The organism is Sinorhizobium mexicanum, from assembly GCF_013488225.1.
GTDB lineage: Bacteria > Pseudomonadota > Alphaproteobacteria > Rhizobiales > Rhizobiaceae > Sinorhizobium > Sinorhizobium mexicanum.
This window is the reverse complement of record NZ_CP041238.1, coordinates 3,177,377-3,197,452: the sequence shown is the minus strand read 5'-3', so window position 1 is coordinate 3,197,452 and position 20,076 is coordinate 3,177,377. Positions and strand designations below refer to the sequence as shown.

Annotated in this window: 16 protein-coding genes; 13 read left to right on the top strand and 3 right to left on the bottom strand. The window is 61.3% G+C overall.

The annotated features are described in order from the left end of the window. Positions 1-55: 55 nt before the first annotated feature. Positions 56-1,012: a choline ABC transporter substrate-binding protein gene (locus FKV68_RS15130; protein WP_180938617.1), complete on the bottom strand. Its 957-nt coding sequence runs from the start codon at positions 1,010-1,012 to the stop codon at positions 56-58. A gap of 430 nt (positions 1,013-1,442) precedes the next feature. Here FKV68_RS15130 and FKV68_RS15125 point away from each other — a divergent pair, with 430 nt between their 5' ends. The 7 genes from FKV68_RS15125 (at position 1,443) to FKV68_RS15095 (ending at position 10,929) form a co-directional block, all read left to right on the top strand. After that, a complete protein-coding gene (locus tag FKV68_RS15125) occupies positions 1,443-2,030 on the top strand; it encodes a thymidine kinase (RefSeq protein ID WP_180938616.1) in 588 nt (195 codons plus the stop codon). A gap of 343 nt (positions 2,031-2,373) precedes the next feature. After that, positions 2,374-3,462, top strand: a complete 1,089-nt coding sequence (locus FKV68_RS15120; RefSeq protein WP_180938615.1) for a hypothetical protein — start codon at positions 2,374-2,376, stop codon at positions 3,460-3,462. Positions 3,463-3,523: 61 nt separating this feature from the next. Next, on the top strand, positions 3,524-4,672 hold the full coding sequence (locus FKV68_RS15115) for a hypothetical protein (RefSeq protein WP_180938614.1): 1,149 nt from the start codon (positions 3,524-3,526) through the stop codon (positions 4,670-4,672). Between the two features lie 2 nt (positions 4,673-4,674). Further along, positions 4,675-6,591, top strand: coding sequence for an AAA family ATPase (locus tag FKV68_RS15110; protein WP_180938613.1), 1,917 nt, complete (start codon positions 4,675-4,677; stop codon positions 6,589-6,591). A 49-nt stretch (positions 6,592-6,640) separates the two neighbouring features. Further along, a complete protein-coding gene (locus FKV68_RS15105; protein ID WP_180938612.1) occupies positions 6,641-7,930 on the top strand; it encodes a DUF6638 family protein in 1,290 nt (429 codons plus the stop codon). 2 nt (positions 7,931-7,932) lie between these two features. Next, complete coding sequence (locus FKV68_RS15100; RefSeq protein WP_180938611.1) at positions 7,933-9,159, top strand: DUF2333 family protein; 1,227 nt, start codon at positions 7,933-7,935, stop codon at positions 9,157-9,159. A 90-nt stretch (positions 9,160-9,249) separates the two neighbouring features. After that, on the top strand, positions 9,250-10,929 hold the full coding sequence (locus FKV68_RS15095) for a formate--tetrahydrofolate ligase (protein ID WP_180938610.1): 1,680 nt from the start codon (positions 9,250-9,252) through the stop codon (positions 10,927-10,929). Positions 10,930-11,062: 133 nt separating this feature from the next. On the opposite strand, the gene FKV68_RS15090 is transcribed toward FKV68_RS15095, so the two are convergent. Next, the gene (locus tag FKV68_RS15090; RefSeq protein ID WP_180941520.1) at positions 11,063-11,572 is read right to left on the bottom strand and encodes a DUF1993 domain-containing protein; all 510 of its coding nucleotides are present in this window, start codon (positions 11,570-11,572) and stop codon (positions 11,063-11,065) included. A 245-nt stretch (positions 11,573-11,817) separates the two neighbouring features. Then, positions 11,818-12,651 carry an extensin-like domain-containing protein gene (locus FKV68_RS15085; protein WP_180938609.1) on the bottom strand — a complete coding sequence of 278 codons (834 nt, stop codon included), beginning with the start codon at positions 12,649-12,651 and terminating at the stop codon, positions 11,818-11,820. Between the two features lie 275 nt (positions 12,652-12,926). Here FKV68_RS15085 and FKV68_RS15080 point away from each other — a divergent pair, with 275 nt between their 5' ends. The 6 genes from FKV68_RS15080 (at position 12,927) to FKV68_RS15055 (ending at position 19,996) form a co-directional block, all read left to right on the top strand. After that, positions 12,927-15,128 carry a TonB-dependent hemoglobin/transferrin/lactoferrin family receptor gene (locus FKV68_RS15080; protein WP_180938608.1) on the top strand — a complete coding sequence of 734 codons (2,202 nt, stop codon included), beginning with the start codon at positions 12,927-12,929 and terminating at the stop codon, positions 15,126-15,128. A 121-nt stretch (positions 15,129-15,249) separates the two neighbouring features. After that, positions 15,250-15,294, top strand: a complete 45-nt coding sequence (gene trpLE, locus FKV68_RS15075; RefSeq protein WP_180941519.1) for a trpE operon leader peptide TrpLE — start codon at positions 15,250-15,252, stop codon at positions 15,292-15,294. A gap of 113 nt (positions 15,295-15,407) precedes the next feature. After that, entirely contained in the window at positions 15,408-17,597 is a 2,190-nt protein-coding gene (locus tag FKV68_RS15070) for an anthranilate synthase (RefSeq protein WP_180938607.1), read from the top strand. Positions 17,598-17,766: 169 nt separating this feature from the next. Continuing rightward, entirely contained in the window at positions 17,767-18,678 is a 912-nt protein-coding gene (locus FKV68_RS15065) for a cation diffusion facilitator family transporter (RefSeq protein WP_180938606.1), read from the top strand. 117 nt (positions 18,679-18,795) lie between these two features. Then, the gene (gene queF / locus FKV68_RS15060; protein ID WP_180938605.1) at positions 18,796-19,260 is read left to right on the top strand and encodes a preQ(1) synthase; all 465 of its coding nucleotides are present in this window, start codon (positions 18,796-18,798) and stop codon (positions 19,258-19,260) included. A gap of 148 nt (positions 19,261-19,408) precedes the next feature. Further along, the gene (locus FKV68_RS15055; protein WP_180938604.1) at positions 19,409-19,996 is read left to right on the top strand and encodes an ATP-dependent Clp protease proteolytic subunit; all 588 of its coding nucleotides are present in this window, start codon (positions 19,409-19,411) and stop codon (positions 19,994-19,996) included. The last annotated feature ends 80 nt before the right edge of the window (positions 19,997-20,076 follow it).

The window sequence follows — 20,076 nt, the reverse complement described above, 5'->3', positions numbered from 1 at the left end:
CAAAGTGCTACAGCGACCTTTATGCGTGCTGCAGGACATACGGTCCTGCAGTCGATCACAGACCGAGGGCGGTCTTGACCGCGGCCAGTCCGTCGCCGCCATCCTTGGCGGTCACACCGGCAAGCCAGGGGTCGACTGCCGTTGGATTGGCCTTGAGCCATGCCGCCGCAGCTGCTTCCGGCTCTTCGCCGTCGTTCAGGATCTTGCCCATGATCTCGTTCTCCATCTGGAGCGAGAACTTTAGGTTCTTCAGCAGCGCGCCGACGTTCGGGCATTCGGTCGTGTAGCCGGCACGCACATTGGTCAGCACCGTCGCGCCACCGAAATTCGGGCCGAAGATGTCATCGCCGCCCGACAGATAGGTGAGCTTGAAATTGGCGTTCATCGGGTGCGGTTCCCACCCGAGAAAGACGATCGGTTCGCCGTCCTTCTCGGCGCGGGCGACCTGCGCCAGCATGCCTTGCTCGGACGATTCGACGACTTCGAAACCCTTGAGATTGAAAGTTCCCTTGTCGACCATGTCGATGATCAGACGATTGCCGTCATTGCCCGGTTCGATCCCGTAGATCTTGCCGTCCAGTTCATCCTTGTGCGCGGCGATATCCTTGAAATCCTTTATGCCGAGTTCTGCGCCCTTGGCGTTGGTCGCAAGCGTGTACTTGGCACCTTCGAGATTCTCCCGCACGGTTTCGACCGACTTGTCCTCGCGATAGGGCGCGATGTCGGCCTCCATCGTCGGCATCCAGTTGCCGAGGAAGACGTCGATGTCCCTGTTCTTCAGCGAGGTATAGGTGACAGGAACCGACAGGACCTTCACGTCCGTCTGGTAGCCGAGGCCCTTGAGGATCGTCGTTACCGTTGCCGTCGTTGCCGTAATGTCCGTCCAGCCGACATCTGAGAAACGGACGGTGCCGCAGCTATCCGGTTCGGCCGCGACGGCATTTCCGGCGGTCAGGGCTGCCATGCAAACGGCACCAGCCAGCATGAATTTGAGAGAGCGTATCCTTATCATCGTTGTCGTTCCCCTGCCTCTATTATTGTTTTAGCCAAACACCAATGGAGCTTGAATTCAAGCGCCTTGATGCCGAAGGAAGTGTATTGCGTCAATACATTGACGGGATGCACAATGCGACGCCCGATGTCGCAATGTCCAAGAAAAGGAAGTCATTTTGCGTCACGCCCTTGCGCCGACGCGCAAGGGTTGTCGTCGTGCTTCGACCGACCATGTGGTTTTCAAGGAATCGCGCTGCCGCGAAAACCTGTGGGTCGCGCCGACCCGCTCTGGCTATCGGCGGCAAGCCCCGTCATGAAGCGGACGACTGCATGTTTCCTTAAATCGTAGCCGATTTAAGGACAAAACCATGCAGCAATTCAAAGTGCTACAGCGTCCTTTGCGCGTCTGACAAGACGCGCGGCGCTATAGGAGGTCCGGAGACGGGAATATGGCCAAACTCTATTTCAGCTATGCGACGATGAATGCCGGCAAGAGCACCCTGTTGCTGCAGGCCTCCTATAACTACCAGGAGCGCGGCATGCGCGTCGCCATGCTGATCGCCGCCTTCGACGACCGCGGCGGGGCCGGCCGCATCTCGTCGCGCATCGGGCTGGCATCGGACGCGATCCCGTTCAGCGGCGATGACGATCTCTACGCCCTTGTCGAATGCCTGAACGCAGACGGTTCCGGCGAGATCGCCTGCGTCTTCGTGGATGAGGCCCAATTCCTCGGCGAGGACCAGGTCTGGCAACTCGCGCGCGTCGCCGACCGCCTCGGCATTCCGGTGATGGCCTATGGCCTCAGAACCGACTTCCAGGGCAAGCTCTTTCCCGGTTCGATGGCGCTGCTGGCGATCGCTGACGAGTTGCGCGAAGTCAGGACGATCTGCCATTGCGGGCGCAAGGCGACGATGGTCGTGCGGCTCGACGGCGCCGGCAACCTTGTGCGCGAAGGCGCGCAGGTGGATGTCGGCGGTAACGAGAAATACGTTTCCTATTGCCGCCGTCACTGGGAAGACCGGATGCGCGACGGCTGACGCTACCCGCTTGTCAGCGCGGCGGCGGGGGCCCGCGCATTTTCGGACTATCTTCTGAGCCCCGGGGGTCAGGTCAGCTGTACCACGGGCGAGCCTTGGGGTTGAACAAGCCCGCTGAGATCGCGGATCTGATCGCCGATCTAAAGGGCCTTCGCCTACACGGTAGTCGGCCGCTGCCATCACTCGCTCTTCTGCTCGACCAACCGTGCTAAAAAGCCTGAGTGCGACACTTGTTCTCACCGGCTAAACGTCCTTTATATAACTGCAATCGAAGGCTGAATAATCTGGCGCGCCGATGCGGATGACTGTCCTGATCAATGGGGCCGGATTAAAGGGGGAAGGAATGGCGACTCTTCAGAATTTTGATGCGGAAATCGAGAAGACGAGGAACGTCGTCCAGGAGATGCGCGGCAGGCTTGAACAATCTGGCGTTGTTCTCGACCAGTTCTCCAAGGCCGACACCAAACTCGGCGACGTCAATTTCGACATCGAGAACGCCCGCATCCAGGACGTGATCAATCAGCAGAAGGTGATGGAAGCCAACATCGCCGATCTGATCATTGGGCTTGAGGATGCGACCAACCTCTTCGGCTCCGAATTCGAAAGCATGAAGAGCTATACCGGCTACGAGAAATTCATCGGCATGTTCTCCAAGCAGAAGATGCAGCGCCTGCGGACCGATCGCGTGCGCAACATGTCGCTTGCCGGCAATCTGCAGGAGCTTCTCGTCAAGTCCGACACCATCGTCGGCATCCTCAAGGACCAGAGGGCGATCCTCGACCAGCGCTACAAAACCTCCGAGCAGAGCCTCATCAAGGTGATCGATCGCCGCAAGGGCACGATGGCAGCGCTTGAGCAGACGCAGAAGCGCATCGAGGAGCTAAATCCCCTGTTGCTCGACATCGAGAACAGAATTGCCGCGTCCACCGACCAGAAGACGAGAACGGACCTGGAAGGCGAGCGCGCGACGCTCGCGACCGAATATAACGAGAAGCAGGCGAAGGAGCAGGAGCTGCTTGCGGAGAGCCAGACGCTCGAGCGCTACACGTCGATGTTCCAGACCTTCGTCGATTCCCTCAACAATCAGATCGCGGCCCAGAACACGCTGATCAACAAGCTGACGATCGACACCGAACAGCGCATCGTCCTCTACAAGTCGCTGGAAGACTCGTTGAAGACGGCGGCGCAGCAGGACGTCGCGCACAAGATCAATACGCTCGGAAGCCAGGTCGACACTGCGGCCGAGGAGACAATGGCCGGGATCGGCGCGGCGGCACAGCGTCACATCGGCGACCTGCTCGAAATGCATGAAAAGAACATGCTGGCAACGCAGGATATCCAGCGGCGCAAGAAACTGGCCGACGACGCCTTCGCCCGTCGCTTCCAAACGGTGATGGACAAGCACAATGCGGCAAACTACGTGAAGCAGTGATCGGCAAGGCGGCAATGACGAGATTTCCGACCGCCTTTCGGCGCCTGCCGAGGGACTTGGCATGAACACCGCCGCATCCGCAGCCGTACGGCAATACTTCAGTTCCATCCGGTCCGCGCTGGCGGGGCTCGAACTCTTTCTCGGCGACCGCAACTCACCGCTTTACCAGAACACGGTGGTCGGCGAGATCATCGTTCCCTATCTCGCCCGGCTGAAGGCTTCGATCGCCTGCTGGGAAAATCGCATCGGCTTCGTAGAGCGGTTCCGGATTTCGCGCGCCGAAAGCGGCTTCCCGGTGTTCCAGAACGTACTCGAGCTGGAAAACGACCGACAGAGTGCGGAAAAGCGGCTGGCGAGCATCCCGCCGGCCGATGCGCTCCGCGAGGAGATGGCCGACTTCATTCTCAGGCAGAAGGCCTTTCCCGAGGCCTTGCAGGCCCGCATGGCGGAAAGGCTTTATCTCGAGCAGATCGGCAAAGGCGATATTTTCTCGCCCTTCATTCTGCCGGAGACCATCCGGGTCGCTGTCAACCCGAAGACGATGAGGCCCTACTACGTCGTCTCGTGGGGCGCCTTCGATGGCACCCAGACGCTTCCCATGGTCTACATGGCGACGATCGAGGATTCATCGGAAAACATCGTCGAGATGCTGGTCACCCGTGACGGCAAGCTCAATCCTGATATCGAGATTCCGCTGCCGGTCGGCGGTCTGCTCAATCCTGAACTTGCGAGCCGCTTCGATGACTTCGCTTCAAAGAACAGCGCTTATTCGCTGACGCCGGTGACGATCGCCACGAATCTCGACAAGGACTTCCCGGAGCTCCACCCGAAACAGCTTCGGCGCATCGTGCTCGGCCCGTTCTATTCGGCCGGGATCACCGAGAACAACGCCAGGATCAACGATATTCTGTCGAAGGTGCGCAAGACGGAGAACGCCTGGCTTTTGACCTGGACGGTGCAGGAAGTCTTCTCCAAGGCCGAACGTCCTGCGGAGCGCGGCTTCTGGTCCTCGACGCCGGCGCAGGAGGAATTCCACATAGACACCGACAACTTGGAGGCTGCCCGGATGGGGGTCAGCTCTTACGAGAAGCATGCGCTCGTGCCGCACGACGCCTATCAGGCGCTTTACGCCGAGGGCGAGGCGGGGGAAGTCTTTGGAGACTACAAGGTGCACGTGATTTCCGGCAACCAGGTGGTGAGCGAGGTTTGACGATGACGCTGAATACCGGCTTGACGACGTTGCACGAGGACGACATCGCCAAGCATCAGGCGACAGCCCAGAGCCTTGTCACCAAGCTGATCATCCTCGAACGGGATGACATATCAGGGGGAACGCCGCTCGCCGGCACAGGCCGTCGTTTCGTCTCGACCGTTTCGAGTGGCGGCCAGCGCCGCAGCCGCGAGGTTGAACTTCAGCGCACGATCCAATCGGTGCGTGGCGCCGATCCGCTCCTGTCGCCGGCCCAGCATGCCGTCCTTTACCGCGCGCGCCGCGGCATTCAAGTGGCGCTTGCCGTCGCCGACGTTTTCGCGCGCCAGACGAATCTCGAGCAATTGCAGGCGCGCAACGCCGCGGCGCCGCTCGGCGGCGAGGAGGCGGGCCAATTCAAGGCACTGCTTTCGGCGGCCGCCTATGTTGCCGCCTTCACGCTGGCGGCCTATCTGGGCGCGACCCTGCAGGGGGAAGGGGAGCCGGTCGACGATGCGGCAGAGCCCGACTTTCTCTTCGATACGCCCCAGGATGCGCTGAAAAGCATGATCGCGGCGCTCGATCGCAGCATTGCCGGCGCGCCCGACGATCTTGCCCTGACCGCCCGCACGCGCGCCTTTTCACGGGTCGCGATCGAAGGACTGATCGCCCGCAAGGCGCGGTTCACCGGCCTTCAGAGCTTCGAAAACGTCCACATCCGGCTCGACCAGGACGACTTCACCCTGAACGGTTTCGACATTGCGCCGGGACAGAAGCGCAAACCGCTGGTGATGACCTTCAAGAAGCCCGAAGAAATCATCGGCAACCACATTGCGAAATACCAGGCGCTGAAGCTCGCGAAGATGCTGATGGCCTATGACTTCGACCGGCAGATGAATCCGTTCGTCGAACTTGGCGGCTTCCTCTTCACCTTCATCGGCGACGGCATGCCGGGCACCGGCAAGACCATTCTCATCCAGATGCTGGCCGGAATGCTCCACGACTATTGCGGCGTCGCCGGCTACGCTTTCCACTACGAGAACTTCGGCGTCGACCAGATTTCCTCCTACCAGGGAAAATCCGGTCAGAACTGCAAGGAGTTCGTCAACAACGTCATCAATCCTCGGGCGATCGGCTTCGGCACGATCGACGATGTCGATCAGGTGACGGCCAAGCGCTCCGATGACCGTGCCTCGGCCGGCCAGCATGAGGTGACGGCGGTGCTGATGGAGAGTTTCGCCGGTGCGTCGACCGTGGTGCGCGGCAACTGCACCTTCGGCATGTTCTCGAACTACCCGGAGAATGTCGATGACGCGTTGCGCCAGCGGGCTGGCGCGCGCTGGCTCGTCGATGGGCCGCAGACGGAAGGCGATTATATCGATATTTTCGCGCTGCTCGTCGGCAAGAACCACAAGATCCCGCTTGGTCAGCACGATCTCTATGCCGGCCAGGAGATCAAGCGGGCGGTGTCGCAGTCCTACGAGGCCCATTCACGGCCGCAGGAGGAGGGGCTTGCCGCCGTTTGGGAGCGCTACGAGAAAGAGAAGGGAAAGATCGCCACGCTCGCCGACGTCGGCGCCTATCTGCACATGATCAAGGAGGCCGAGCCACGCTTTACCGGTCGGGCGATCAGGAACATCACCGATGCGATCAAGATGCGGGCGATGGACGTCGAACTGCCCGATGACTGGTTCAAGGATGCCGGCGCATTCATGCACAAGTCCTACGACGAGAAGAAGGCGATGATCGAAGACCTGCGCGGCCCGATCACGATCGAGATCGTGCTGCAGGAAATCAACCGCTACGCCGACAGCGAGTTTCGCTACACCGACAAGTCGGACGATGCCGCCGTTGGCGACATCATCCGCCGCGAGCGCCAGCGCGAAAGGGCAATCCGCGAGATCGAGACCATGAAACGCGAGGGCAGATGGCAGGGATGAGCGAAGAGAATCGGGAGCGCTCAATTGCCGCGGCGGGGAGCATTCCCGCATGAAGCGCCTTCTTGAAGCGGAGCTGGTCTACGGTCGGCTGCTCGACATATCCGAGCCGCATCTCGTCGCGCGCTACAACAAGGCGCTGGAGGGCTTGGGCCTGCAACGGACGGCGCTCGATCACTTCAGCATCGACATGACCGGCTTCTCACCCGAGATCGCCGACGAACTCGGGGATCTCGATTATCTTGACCCGAACCGCGTCAATCGACGTTTTATCATCCTGACGCCGGCTCAGGCGGATCTCCCCGTCGTCCACACGAGTTTTTCCAACACAGCCGCGCTGATGCATGAATTCTTCAACGCCAACAGCCGCGCGATCAACGCGGTGACGATCAAGGACGCGCTCTACGGCGAGATCGAGGATTCTGTTTCGGTGGTCGAGGACATCGACGACCTCCTGTCGATCAACGAGGTTCGTTTCCGGGTTCTTTCGGCGGAAGACATGCTCGGCAAGGCAACCGAGCTCAGGGAACTGGTCGACCGGTTGAAGAAGGTACCGACCGCCTGGGCCGATGATGCCATGCTGAACCGGATGGTGGAGCTGGCAAAAGTGACCGGCGACATCCGGCAGAACGCGCTGGTGCCAAACGAACTCGTTTTCCGTCATGATGCCTTCTGGGCCAATCACTTTGGCGGCATCTATGTCTTCCTCGACCAGAAGACGACGACGGTTATTTGCGATCCCTCGGTGCCCGGTTTCAGGCGATCGCGGCCATGGCAGGTGAGCTACATTGCCATCAACGACCATGCCCGTATTTACGAGTTCCTCGCCCGGACCAACCGGCTGCAATTGCCGCAGGCTTCCTGGGTGCAGGAATCCGGGCTGTTCCAGCACCGGGCGGACATGATCATTCGCGGGCTGATCAGCGATGCCGATCCGACAGCCGATCTCATGAACGCCGATCGGATCTGGCTGCAGACCTGGATCCACCGTAACGCGGCGCTTGTGTCGCGCGATGGAACCTACCCCTTCCTTCAGGAAATGGCCCGGACGATAGCGGCAACGGGCACGATCACCATGGCGGAGGTCCCGCCGGAACATCGCTTCCTGCTCGTGCGCGCCGCACCGATGCATCCCGATCAATGGCTGGTGAACCGCCTGATCTCCGAGCTCGTCCCCCGCGATTTCGTCTCCCGCTTCGTTTTCGACAAGCAGGGATTCTACGGAGCTTACGAGCACTTCAGCGAAAAGTTCCGGGAATATGTTGTCGCGACATTGACCAGCACGTATCTCAAGGACAAGGCCGCTTTCCGCCACAAGCTCTACGGTCTCAAAGAGGAATAGACATGTTCGATCCGATCGTTGCGTTTTTTCAGCGTATTTTCACGGCGATCGGCCGTGGCATCGGCTTGGCGGTGGCCTGGCTTCTCTGGCCCTTCGTCGCACTCGGTAACTGGTATCGGGCAAGAAGCTGGATCATCAAGGGCCCGATCGGCCTCATCCTCCTTGGCCTCGTCCTGTTCTATGGCTACTTCGTCTGGCAGACGCAGGCCTGGACCAATTTCGACCCGGACTATGTCGACCGCTACAAGCTCGCCGAGCGCAAGGTGCCGGCAGGGTCGCCGGTAAGCGGTCCCGGCGCAACGGCGCCGGGGCGGCAAAATCCAGGGACTACCGGCGGCCAGGCTGCCGCAGTCGGTCCATCGGGCGAGGCCAGCACGACCGAGGCGCTCGCCGTGGCGCAACTGCCGGCGGGAACGGTTTGTCAGACCTCGGCGATCGTCGACGTCGCAGCCGATCTCATCGACTACAACGTCAACCAGAATGCCTGGATATCCTCCATGCTGCTCTACAAGCTCGGCCTCTTCGGGATGGACTGGGACGATACGCCCTGGCTCGACAACAAGGCGTCGTTCCAGCGGGGAATCAACCAGGCGATACGCCGCACTTCGGTGGAACTCGTGGATTCGCTCGGGCGCGTCCGCGGCACGTCGGGCATCAACAACGACCTGCAAAGCGCGCGCGGCAACATCCAGTTCGACGAGGAGACCTGGTATTTCGGCATCAACCCGTTCGGGCCCAAGACGCCGACGCCAAGCTTTTATCGGGCGGCGATGCGCGATTTCAGGAAGTTCAATGGTTCGCTCGGAAAGTGCGAGGCGATCTTCGACGGTCGGTCCGACAACATGGTCGAGTTCCTCGACCGCATCGCCAACGACCTCGGCAACACATCGGCGATCATCCGCGAACGATCCGAATTCCACAATGGCGGCTGGTTCGATACGCGCGCCGACGACCGCTTCTGGTTCGCCTTCGGCCAGCTCTATGGCTACTACGGCATTCTTTCCGCCGCCGGTGCCGACTTCGAGAATGTCGTTGCCCAGCGCGGCCTGACACCGATCTGGACCGAGACGATCCGGCAGCTGCGCGCCGCCTTGAACATCCAGCCGCTGATCATCTCGAACGGCCGCGAGGATGGCTGGATCATGCCGACCCATCTGGCGACGATGGGTTTCTACATCCTTCGAGTGCGGTCAAATCTCGTGGAAATGCGCGATATCCTTGCCCGCTGATGCGCGGCGTGCAAGCGTAAGCGCAAGAAACAGAACGCGCCCATTTTCGCGGAGGAGGCGGATTGGTGCGCCACAAGAGGGGGAGCAGCCATGCCGGAGGTCAAATCCGATATCGAGATCGCGCGCGCCGCGAGGAAGAAGCCGATCCAGGAGATCGGCGAAAAACTCGGCATTCCGCCGGAGCACCTGCTCCCCTACGGCCACGACAAGGCCAAGGTCAGCGCTGAATTCGTCGCCGCACAGCAGGGAAACGGAAACGGCCGGCTTATCCTGGTGACAGCGATCAACCCCACGCCAGCCGGCGAAGGCAAGACGACGACCACCGTTGGGCTTGGCGACGGCCTCAACCGCATCGGCAAGAAGACGGTCGTCTGCATCCGGGAGGCATCGCTCGGCCCGTGCTTCGGCAGCAAGGGCGGAGCGGCCGGCGGCGGTTACGCCCAGGTCGTGCCGATGGAGGATATCAACCTTCACTTCACCGGCGATTTTCATGCCATCACGGCGGCACACAACCTGCTCGCTGCGCTGATAGACAATCACATCTATTGGGGCAACGAGCAGGCGATCGACATTCGGCGCATCGCCTGGCGCCGGGTGATGGACATGAACGACCGGGCGCTGCGCCAGATCGTCGGTTCGCTTGGCGGCGTCGCCAACGGCTACCCGCGCGAGACCGGCTTCGACATCACCGTCGCCTCGGAAGTCATGGCGATCCTTTGCCTTGCGATGGACATCAAGGATCTCGAGAAGCGGCTCGGCAACATCATCATCGGCTACCGGCGCGACAAGAGCCCGGTCTATGCCCGCGACATCAAGGCGGACGGGGCGATGGCGGTACTGCTCAGGGACGCGATGCAGCCGAACCTGGTGCAGACGCTCGAGAACAACCCGGCCTTTGTCCATGGCGGCCCCTTTGCCAATATCGCCCATGGCTGCAATTCGGTTGTCGCCACGGCAACCGCCCTGAAGCTCGCCGACTATGTCGTTACCGAGGCCGGATTCGGTGCCGATCTCGGCGCCGAAAAGTTCTTTGACATCAAGTGCCGCAAGGCCGGCCTGAAGCCGGACGCCGCGGTCGTCGTCGCGACCGTGCGGGCGGTCAAGATGAATGGCGGCGTGAAGAAGGAGGATCTGGGTCGGGAGAATGTCGAGGCGCTCAAGAAGGGCTGCGCCAATCTCGGGCGGCACGTCCAGAACGTCAAGAAATTCGGCGTTCCCGTGCTCGTTGCGATCAACCACTTCACCTCCGACACCGAGGCAGAGATCCAGGCGATCAAGGACTATGTGAGGACGCTTGGTTCCGAAGCCGTTCTCTGCAAGCACTGGGCCGAGGGTTCGGCAGGGATCGAGGAACTGGCCCACAAGGTCGTGGACCTCGCCAATGCGGGGCACTCGCAGTTCTCGCCGCTTTACCCGGACGACATGCCGCTCTTCCAGAAGATCGAGACGATTGCCAAGGACATCTATCACGCGAGCGAGGTCATTGCCGACAAGCTGGTGCGCGAACAGCTCCGGACCTGGGAGGACCAGGGTTACGGCCACCTGCCGATCTGCATGGCGAAGACTCAATATTCCTTCTCGACCGACCCGAACCTGCGCGGCGCGCCGAGTGGCCACACCGTGCCGATCCGCGAGGTGCGGCTTGCGGCCGGCGCCGGCTTCATCGTCGTCATCACCGGAGAGATCATGACGATGCCGGGCCTGCCGAAAGCGCCGTCCTCTGAGAAAATACGGCTCAATGAGGAGGGGCTGATCGAGGGGCTGTTCTGAGGCCTTTCGAACACAGCGGGAGCGAGACCGGACCGATTGGGTGTGTTACGGCCGGCATCCTCCCGAACTGCGCGGGTGGTAGCCCCTCGGCCCTGTCGGGCAGGAGGCATCGACAGTCGACGTCCGTTGCCTTTCAGCCGAGGCCGCCGATGTAGTCGGCCTTGCCGATCGGCACGCCCTTGTGGCGGAGGATGTCGTAGGCGGTGGTTACGTGGAAGTAGAAGTTCGGCAACACGAACTGCAAGAGGTAGTCCTCGCCGGTAAAGGCCACCTTGAGGTTGGGGAAGCTGAGCGTCACGTCGCGGTTTTCGCTGCCTTCGAGATCTGCCGGTTGGACCGTTTCGAGGAATGCGACCGTCTTGGCGATCCGTTCGCGCAATTCCGCGAAGCTTTGTTCCTCGTCCGGGAAGCGCGGCGCCTCGATTTTCGTCAGCCGCGCGATGGCGTTTTTGCTCGTGTCGCTCGCCCGCTGGATCTGGCCCGCCAGCGGCAGCATGTCCGGGGCCAACCGTGCGTCAAAGAGTTCAGCGAGCGGCATGCCCTTCTCAGAAGCGAAGGCTTCGGCCTTGTCGAACAGGCCACCGAGGGCGGAAAAGCCGCGGATGAAGGCGGGTACGGAAAGCTTGTACATGGTTGGCGGCATGGATTGTTCCTCGGTCAGGTCGGTGGCGGGCGAAAAATGATGCGCCATAGATCGTGCTCGCCCGCGGCGATTTCAATCGTGTCGCCGCTATCTTATGCGCCACGAGGTGGAGCGGTGCGGCGGTGCGCGTCTTATGATAACGGTCGAGCTGTCGGCGCACGAAGAGGTCGCCGGTCTTTTCTGGCGAGTTCGTCGTGCTTGGCTCGAAAAGGCGCCAACCGGCTCCGGCAGGACCTGACAACCGCCTATCGACAGTAACGATAGCCGTTCTTGCGTTCGATGACGTCGAGATGCAGGTGCGTCTCATGGGCGGCGTCGCTGCCCGGGTCGAGCACAGTCGTGAAGTAGAGGCAGCCCGTAGCCGTAACTGCGCGCTGAAACGCGCCGGTCAGCGTGCCATCCTCGTCACGCGGTTGAATGGCGATCGTCCTGCCGTCTCCGAGCGTGAACGAGGCAATGTCCACAGCGTTACCGTGGGCATGCTCCGATATCTTGCCGGTCGTTGCGTTGTTACGCAGGCGGCAGACGTAGGTCGAGGCCTGGTTCAGCGCCGTGATCCGGGTATCCGGTCCGAAGGCAGTGGCGGCCGCGGGGGTCGCCGATTCCTTGGTCCAGCGGGCAAGCGCTAGTGCCGTCGCGCAGCGCATCGTTCCCTCCGGCTTCAAGGCGACGCCCGGCAAGATGGCAGTCACGCGAATCGGTTTGTCGATACCGCAGCCTTTGCCATCGTCGATGCGCTTGCTGTCAGTGAATGTGCCGCCGAGCGCCTTGAGGTCGGCAAGGCAGGTTGCGTGCTCTTCGGCAGACTCCTCTTTCACCGGCAGGAATATTTCCTCGACGCTGTCGTCCTTGGTCGTGTCCCCGGGGGCTTCCTCTTTCTTTTCTGCGCCCGGCTGAGCAGCTGTCTTGCCATTGATCTCGGCGCCCTTGGGCGGCACCCCGGGCTTCGGCTCCGGGGTTGGCGTTGCCTGCTCGCCAGGGACGGCGGGTTTCGGGACGGGCACCGGGCCCTTTCTGGGAAGGCTTGCGCCCGAAAGAATCAAGACGGACAACAGGATCATTCCGGCGGAGTGGCGCATGCAGGTCCTTTCCATCCGTTGCGGCCGAAGCCAAAACGCATGAGAGCAGATCCTGTTTCAAAATGTGCTGAAACTGAGGACGTCACCTGCAACGAGCGTGGATCGGAAGCTCGCCGGCACCCCTGGATTTATATTGACAATTTCACTCAAGTTTTTTATGTGGCGTAAATGAGGCGACGCGCTGACACGTCGCACACATCCAAACCTTCGCCCAGCCAGCCCCTTGAGTTTGCCGCTCAACAGCAAGCCCGGCCAACATCTCAAAGGACTGGTCTATGCTCAACCGGCATCATCGCCTGGCTCTTCTCGCATGCACGGCATTCATCACTCTGGCCGGAACAACGTTTTCGCACGCCCAAGCGACCGAGGCGGCGACTGCCGCCGAAAAGCAGGGGCGCGTAACGGCACTGAAGAAACTGATCGCCACGAACGGCGAGAAGGAGGGGGTGGCCGATACGCCGCTTGCCGAGCGGGTCACCGAACAGGAACTCGACAACAACCAGATATCGAGCTTCGAAGATCTGGGCAGAAGCCTTGAACCCGGTGTGAACTTCAACCGCACGAACGGCAGCGTCAATATTCGCGGTCTCGAAGGGCCGCGCGTGCTGACGACGATCGACGGCATCCCGATCCCCTTCCTTGACGACGGCGCGCGCGATGCAGACGGCGGCATCGACAGCTTCGATTTTGCCGCGCTCTCGACGATCGATATCGTGCGCGGCGCCGATTCGAGCCGCGCCGGCGGCGGTGTGCTCGGCGGGGCCGTCGTCCTGCGCACGCTGGAGCCGGAAGACCTGATCGGAGAAGGCAGGACCTGGGGCGGGATCTTCAAGTTCGCCTACGATGGGGACGACGAGAGCGTCGGCGGGTCCGCCGCCGTCGCCGCGCGCTACGACAACACGGCCGTCCTGTTCCAGGGCGGCTACAAGAGGGGACACGAACGGCAGAGCAATGGCGACGTTGGCGGCTATTCGACGACGCGCACCGAGGCGGATCCCGCCGACTACGACCAGAACAACCTCCTGTTCAAGGTCCGGCAATACACTGACAGTGGCCACACTTTCGGTCTGACGGCGGAACGCTTTGATCGCGACAAGGACATCGATTTCATGTCCGGCCAAAGCCTCTTCGGCAATTATCGGCCGGGCAATTACGACAAGCTCGACAATACCCGGCGCGAGCGCCTGTCGCTCGACTACGAATTCGAGGCGACCGACGATAACGCCTGGTTCGACAGCGCTTCGGCCACCATCTACTGGCAGCGCCTGCTCCGCGAAAATGGTGTCGACGCCTTCCGCAGCACCTCGGTGATCGGCGGGTATTCGCGGCTCAACGAAGCGGAGGACGAGAGCTTCGGCGCCAGCGGCTACGTCGACAAGTTCTTCGATACCGGCCTCCTGCAGCATCAGGTCACGCTCGGCGGCGATTTTGCCATCGGCAAGCTCCACCAGTATTCCTCAGGCGAGGACAGCTGCGACACGGCGCCCAGCCCCTCCTGCAACTTCCTGCATACCAATCAGTCGGATAGCCCCGACGTCGACAGCAAGAAGGTCGGTATCTACCTGCAGGATCGCATCTCGATCGGTGATGGTCCTTTCGCGCTGACGCCGGGGCTCCGCTTCGACTGGTACGACTATTCACCTCAGAATACGGCCGCCTACATGCGCAATCCCAACTATGACGGGTTGCCACCCGGACAGAGCGACCAGACGCTGTCGCCAAAGCTGCTTGCGACCTATCAGGCAGCCGAACAGGTCGAGCTTTTCGCACAGTGGGCGATGGCTTTCCGGCCGCCGACAGCCGAGGAGCTCTATCTGAACTACGGTGCGCCGGGCAGCTACCTGCAGATCGGCAATCCCGACCTGAGGCCGGAAACGAGCCATGGTTTTGAGGTCGGGGCCAATCTCGGCGACGAGGAATTCGGCGGTCGCGTAAGCGCCTTCTACAACAGGTACAGGAACTTCATCGACGAGCGCTGGAGTTTTGATCCGACCGGGAGCTACCCGCTCGGCATTACCGAGGCGATAAACCGCGCCAACGTCTCCATTCACGGCGTTGAGGTGTCGGGCCACAAGGTCTTCAGCAACGGCGTCCACGTCCGAACCGCGCTCGCCTATGCCTATGGCCGGGACCTCGATACGGATGAGGTGCTCGGTTCCGTGGCTCCGCTGAAGGGAGTCCTCGGTGTAGGCTATGCCACGGAAAGCTGGGGAACCGACGTCATCCTGACGGCTGCAATGGCCGTTTCGGACAAGTCGACCAACAGCTTCAAGGCACCGGGCTATGGCATCGTCGATCTCACCGGCTGGTGGGAACCGGTTGAGTTGCCGGGTCTGCGGGTGAACGCCGGCGTCTACAACGTCTTCGACAAGACGTATTGGGATGCCGTCAACACCCAGAACACGTTCACGCAGCCGGCTGATTTCTATTCGGAGCCGGGTAGAACCTTCAAGATCTCGCTGACGCAACGCTTCTGAAGCGGCCCAACGCATCCGATCGATCGAACGGGCGGCTCGCGGTAGCCGCCCATTTCAGCTCTGCCGTCGACCCCGTTTTCCCGCTTGCGTGCATTCGCAAGCCGCGCTAACACTTTCGCCCATGATAGACGCACGCAACATTTCGATCTGGTGGTGGGCTCGCTGAGGCGGCCTTGACCAGTCATGCGTGATTGAGACATGAAGCCGCCCGGAGATTTCGAGGCGGCTTTTTCATATTCAGGCCGCGTGGAAAGACCGGGCCTTTACGGAGCGAGGCGAATGGCAACGGTAATTCTGGAAGACGGCGCGGAGACCTACACCACTGAAGGCGGCATTGTCGTCACGCGCAGGCGGCGCGATGCGTCCTACACGGACGCGATCTCGTCCTGTGTCGACAAGCTCGATGAGCGGCGCGGCGCGGTCTTTTCCTCGAACTATGAATATCCCGGCCGTTACACACGCTGGGACACCGCTGTCGTCGACCCGCCGCTCGCCATCTCTTCCTTCGGTCGTTCGCTCTGGATCGAAGCCTATAACGGGCGCGGCGAGGTATTGCTGGCGCTCATCGGCGAGCATCTGAAATCCGTTGCAGACATTACCATTGGCGCGTTGACGACGCGTAGGCTCGATCTCACCATCAACCAGCCGGACCGGGTGTTTACCGAGGAAGAGCGCTCGAAGATGCCGACGGTCTTCACGGTGCTGCGCGCTGTTACGAACCTTTTCCATTCGGCCGAAGATTCCAATCTCGGCTTCTATGGCGCCTTCGGCTACGACCTTGCCTTCCAGTTCGACGCGATCGACCTGAAATTGCAGCGGCCGGACGACCAGCGCGACATGGTTCTCTTCCTCCCGGACGAGATCCTCGTCGTCGACCACTATGCGGCGAAGGCCTGGGTCGACTGCTATGATTTTGCCAAGGGCGGCCTTTCGACCGAGGGCAAGGCGGCGGAAATCACGCCGGAGCCGTTCCGCACCGTCGACAGCATTCCGCCCCATGGCGATCATCGCCCGGGCGAATATGCCGAACTCGTGGTCAAGGCCAAGGAAAGCTTCCGTCGCGGCGACCTCTTCGAGGTCGTGCCGGGACAGAAATTTTACGAGCGCTGCGAGAGCCGCCCTTCGGAGATTTCCAACCGGCTGAAGGCGATCAACCCGTCGCCCTATTCCTTCTTCATCAACCTCGGAAACCAGGAATATCTCGTTGGCGCCTCGCCAGAGATGTTCGTCCGGGTTTCGGGCCGCCGCATCGAGACCTGCCCGATCTCCGGCACGATCAAGCGGGGCGACGACCCGATCGCCGACAGCGAGCAGATCCTGAAGCTGTTGAATTCGAAAAAGGATGAATCCGAGCTCACCATGTGCTCGGACGTCGACCGCAACGACAAGAGCCGCGTCTGCGTGCCCGGTTCGGTGAAGGTCATCGGGCGTCGCCAGATCGAGATGTATTCGCGGCTGATCCACACGGTCGACCACATCGAGGGGCGGCTTCGCGATGACATGGACGCTTTCGATGGCTTTCTGAGCCACGCCTGGGCGGTGACCGTCACCGGGGCGCCGAAGCTCTGGGCGATGCGCTTCATCGAGAGCCACGAGAAGAGCCCGCGCGCATGGTATGGTGGCGCAATCGGCATGGTCGGCTTCAATGGCGACATGAACACCGGCCTGACCTTGCGCACCATCCGCATCAAGGACGGGATCGCCGAGGTGAGAGCGGGCGCCACGCTGCTCTATGATTCCAATCCGGAAGAAGAAGAAGCCGAAACCGAACTGAAGGCATCCGCCATGATTGCAGCCATCCGCGACGCCAAATCCGCCAACAGCGCCAAGGCCGGGCGCGACGTTGCGTCGGTCGGCGCGGGCGTCAACATTCTGCTCGTCGACCACGAGGACAGCTTCGTCCACACGCTGGCGAACTACTTCCGGCAAACGGGCGCGACCGTCACCACCGTGCGTACGCCGGTTGCCGAGGAGATTTTCGACCGCGTCAAACCGGACCTCGTCGTGCTTTCGCCCGGGCCCGGCAGCCCGAAGGATTTCGACTGCAAGGCGACGATCAAGAAGGCGAGGGCGCGCGAACTGCCGATCTTCGGGGTCTGCCTCGGCCTTCAGGCGCTCGCAGAGGCCTATGGCGGCAACCTCCGGCAACTGGCGATCCCGATGCACGGCAAGCCATCGCGCATCCGCGTGCTGGAACCCGGCATCGTCTTCTCCGGGCTCGGCAAGGATGTGACCGTCGGACGCTACCATTCGATCTTTGCCGATCCTTCCAGCCTGCCACCCGAGTTCATGATCACAGCGGAGAGCGAAGACGGCACGATCATGGGCATCGAACATATGAAAGAGCCGGTGGCGGCGGTGCAGTTCCATCCGGAGTCGATCATGACGCTCGGCGGCGACGCCGGCATGCGGATGATCGAGAATGTGGTCGCGCATCTTGCCAAACGGGCGAAAACCAAGGCCGCCTGACGACGCTCGAATTGGGCTGGCACAAGCCGGCACTCACGGCCCTTTGACAAGCCGTGCATAATCACCCATATGGTGTTTGGAACCCGCCTGCGCGAAAATTCGCGCGGGCGGTTTTGCGTTTGAATGGGCTTGCATTTGCAACTCGTTTGCATCTGCACGAGGAATGAAGATGACTGCTTTCGATAACAGAACGATCCTGAGGCTGGCCTTTTGGGGTATGCCGCTTTCCGTCGGGGTCATGGGGCTGAAGATGCTCGCCTGGTGGGTGACCGGTTCGGTTGCGCTGCTTTCCGACGGGCTCGAATCCATCGTGAACGTTATTGCCGCGGTGATCGCCTATGCAATGATCGGCTATGCCGCGAAACCGGCGGACGCGACACACCCGTTCGGGCACCACAAGGCGGAGTATTTTTCCGCCGTCATCGAAGGCGTGTTGATTGTCGTGGCGGCGCTTCTGATCATATGGGAAGCGGTGCCGGAAATGATGGCGCCGGAGCTGCTAAGCGCACCGGCGCTCGGTCTTGCGATCAACTTCGCCGCCAGCGGCATCAACGCGATCTGGGCTTATGTCCTGATCCGCGCGGGTACCCGCCATCGCTCGCCGGCGCTGAGCGCCGACGGACACCACCTTCTCTCCGACGTGATAACCTCGGCAGGCGTGCTCGTTGGCCTTCTTCTTGCCATTGCCACCGGATACGCCATCCTCGATCCGCTGCTGGCGGTGATCGTCGCCGGCAACATCCTGCTGCAGGGCTGGAAGGTCATCTCGCGTTCAGTCGACGGACTGATGGACAGGGCCGTGCCGGCAGACGAGGAGGAGGCGATCAAGCAGGCGATCGCGGCAAATGCCGGCGGCTCTCTCGGGGTTCACGATCTGAAGACCCGGCAGGCCGGCCCGGCGATCTTCGTGGATTTCCACATGGTCGTGCCCGAAGCGATGCCGGTCGGCGACGCCCATGACATTTGCGACCGTATCGAGGACGCGATCCGCGTCGTTCATCCGGGCGCGAGAATAGCCATTCATGTCGAGCCGGAAGGCGAGAAGGCGCACGGCGTGCGCGTGAAAACCAGAGCGGGATGAGGAAAAGTGTATGCGGTTTTCCGCCCGCATCCCGCTCTTACTATTTAGAATCGATCACGGCCAGGATTTGGGTTGTACAGACCCAAATCCTCGTGATCTTCGTGGAGCAGTAAGGAAATGACGAAAACGGACGTATCGGGACTTTCACAACTTGGCGCAAAGGTCGACCTGCCGCAGAGCCCGGATGAGGCGGTGCTGGAAAGGGTGCCGAGCGGCCATGCGGGCACGGACTTCGTCGTCCGCTTCACGGCACCGGAGTTCACCTCGCTTTGTCCGATGACGGGGCAGCCGGATTTCGCACATATCGTCATCGACTATGTGCCGGATGGCTGGCTGGTGGAGTCGAAGTCGCTCAAGCTCTTCCTGCATTCCTTCCGCAACCATGGGGCTTTTCACGAGGATTGCACCATTGATATCGCCAAGAGGCTGGTGTCGCTGCTTTCGCCGAAGTGGCTGAGGATCGGCGCCTATTGGTATCCGCGTGGCGGCATTCCGATCGACGTCTTCTGGCAGACGGGCAAGCTGCCGGAGGGTGTCTGGCTGCCGGATCAGGGTGTGCCGACCTATCGGGGACGCGGGTGAAGGCTGACGAGGTTCCTAACTGTCGATGACGCGGCACGATGGAAGCAAGCCGGCCGGTCGCCCTGGTTCACGGTTCGGTTTGCTGCATTGTCTTCGCGGTCGAGTCGCATTATCTCACTTTGTAGACATTTCATGAGGAGTCCGAAGAATGCGGAACGACGACGAACAGGAAGAAAAGAAGACCGAATTGCCGCTCGGCAAGGAAACGGAGGCGAACCTTTTCAAGTCGCGTTCGATTTTCATCTACGGGACGATCACCCAGGACCTGGCGCAGAAGGTTTGCTCGCAACTCGTGGCGCTCGCTTCCGCCAGCGATGACGATATCCGCATTTTCGTCAATTCTCCCGGTGGCCACGTCGAGTCCGGCGACAGCATTCACGACATGATCAAATTCGTGAAGCCGAAGGTATGGACGATCGGCACCGGCTGGGTCGCCTCCGCCGGCGCCCTGATCTATGTCGGCGCGCCGAAGGAACGGCGCCTTTGCCTGCCGAACACGCGCTTCCTGCTGCACCAACCGTCGGGCGGCACACGCGGCATGGCCTCCGATATCGAGATCCAGGCACGGGAAATCCTCAAGATGAACGAGCGCCTGAACAAGATCTTCTCCGAAGCAACCGGCCAGCCGGTCGAGAAGATCGCCAAGGATACTGACCGCGACTACTGGCTTTCCGCCGAGGAGGCGAAGTCCTACGGCCTCGTTTCGCGGATCATCACGTCGATCGCCGACGTCTGACGATAGCCGCAAATCACATGGAAAGGCATCGGCCACGCGCCGGTGCCTTTTTCCTTGCTTTGCTCTCGCTGCGGGTGCAA

Excerpts from the sequence above, each read along its gene's own strand:
- FKV68_RS15090 (WP_180941520.1), bottom strand. The coding sequence starts at position 11,572 with ATGCCGCCAACCATGTACAAGCTTTCCGTACCCGCCTTCATCCGCGGC.
- FKV68_RS15115 (WP_180938614.1), top strand. The coding sequence starts at position 3,524 with ATGAACACCGCCGCATCCGCAGCCGTACGGCAATACTTCAGTTCCATC.
- FKV68_RS15080 (WP_180938608.1), top strand. The coding sequence starts at position 12,927 with ATGCTCAACCGGCATCATCGCCTGGCTCTTCTCGCATGCACGGCATTC.
- FKV68_RS15055 (WP_180938604.1), top strand. The coding sequence starts at position 19,409 with ATGCGGAACGACGACGAACAGGAAGAAAAGAAGACCGAATTGCCGCTC.
- FKV68_RS15110 (WP_180938613.1), top strand. The coding sequence starts at position 4,675 with ATGACGCTGAATACCGGCTTGACGACGTTGCACGAGGACGACATCGCC.
- FKV68_RS15130 (WP_180938617.1), bottom strand. The coding sequence starts at position 1,012 with ATGATAAGGATACGCTCTCTCAAATTCATGCTGGCTGGTGCCGTTTGC.
- FKV68_RS15065 (WP_180938606.1), top strand. The coding sequence starts at position 17,767 with ATGACTGCTTTCGATAACAGAACGATCCTGAGGCTGGCCTTTTGGGGT.
- FKV68_RS15070 (WP_180938607.1), top strand. The coding sequence starts at position 15,408 with ATGGCAACGGTAATTCTGGAAGACGGCGCGGAGACCTACACCACTGAA.
- FKV68_RS15125 (WP_180938616.1), top strand. The coding sequence starts at position 1,443 with ATGGCCAAACTCTATTTCAGCTATGCGACGATGAATGCCGGCAAGAGC.
- queF (WP_180938605.1), top strand. The coding sequence starts at position 18,796 with ATGACGAAAACGGACGTATCGGGACTTTCACAACTTGGCGCAAAGGTC.
- FKV68_RS15100 (WP_180938611.1), top strand. The coding sequence starts at position 7,933 with ATGTTCGATCCGATCGTTGCGTTTTTTCAGCGTATTTTCACGGCGATC.
- FKV68_RS15095 (WP_180938610.1), top strand. The coding sequence starts at position 9,250 with ATGCCGGAGGTCAAATCCGATATCGAGATCGCGCGCGCCGCGAGGAAG.
- FKV68_RS15120 (WP_180938615.1), top strand. The coding sequence starts at position 2,374 with ATGGCGACTCTTCAGAATTTTGATGCGGAAATCGAGAAGACGAGGAAC.
- FKV68_RS15085 (WP_180938609.1), bottom strand. The coding sequence starts at position 12,651 with ATGCGCCACTCCGCCGGAATGATCCTGTTGTCCGTCTTGATTCTTTCG.
- FKV68_RS15105 (WP_180938612.1), top strand. The coding sequence starts at position 6,641 with ATGAAGCGCCTTCTTGAAGCGGAGCTGGTCTACGGTCGGCTGCTCGAC.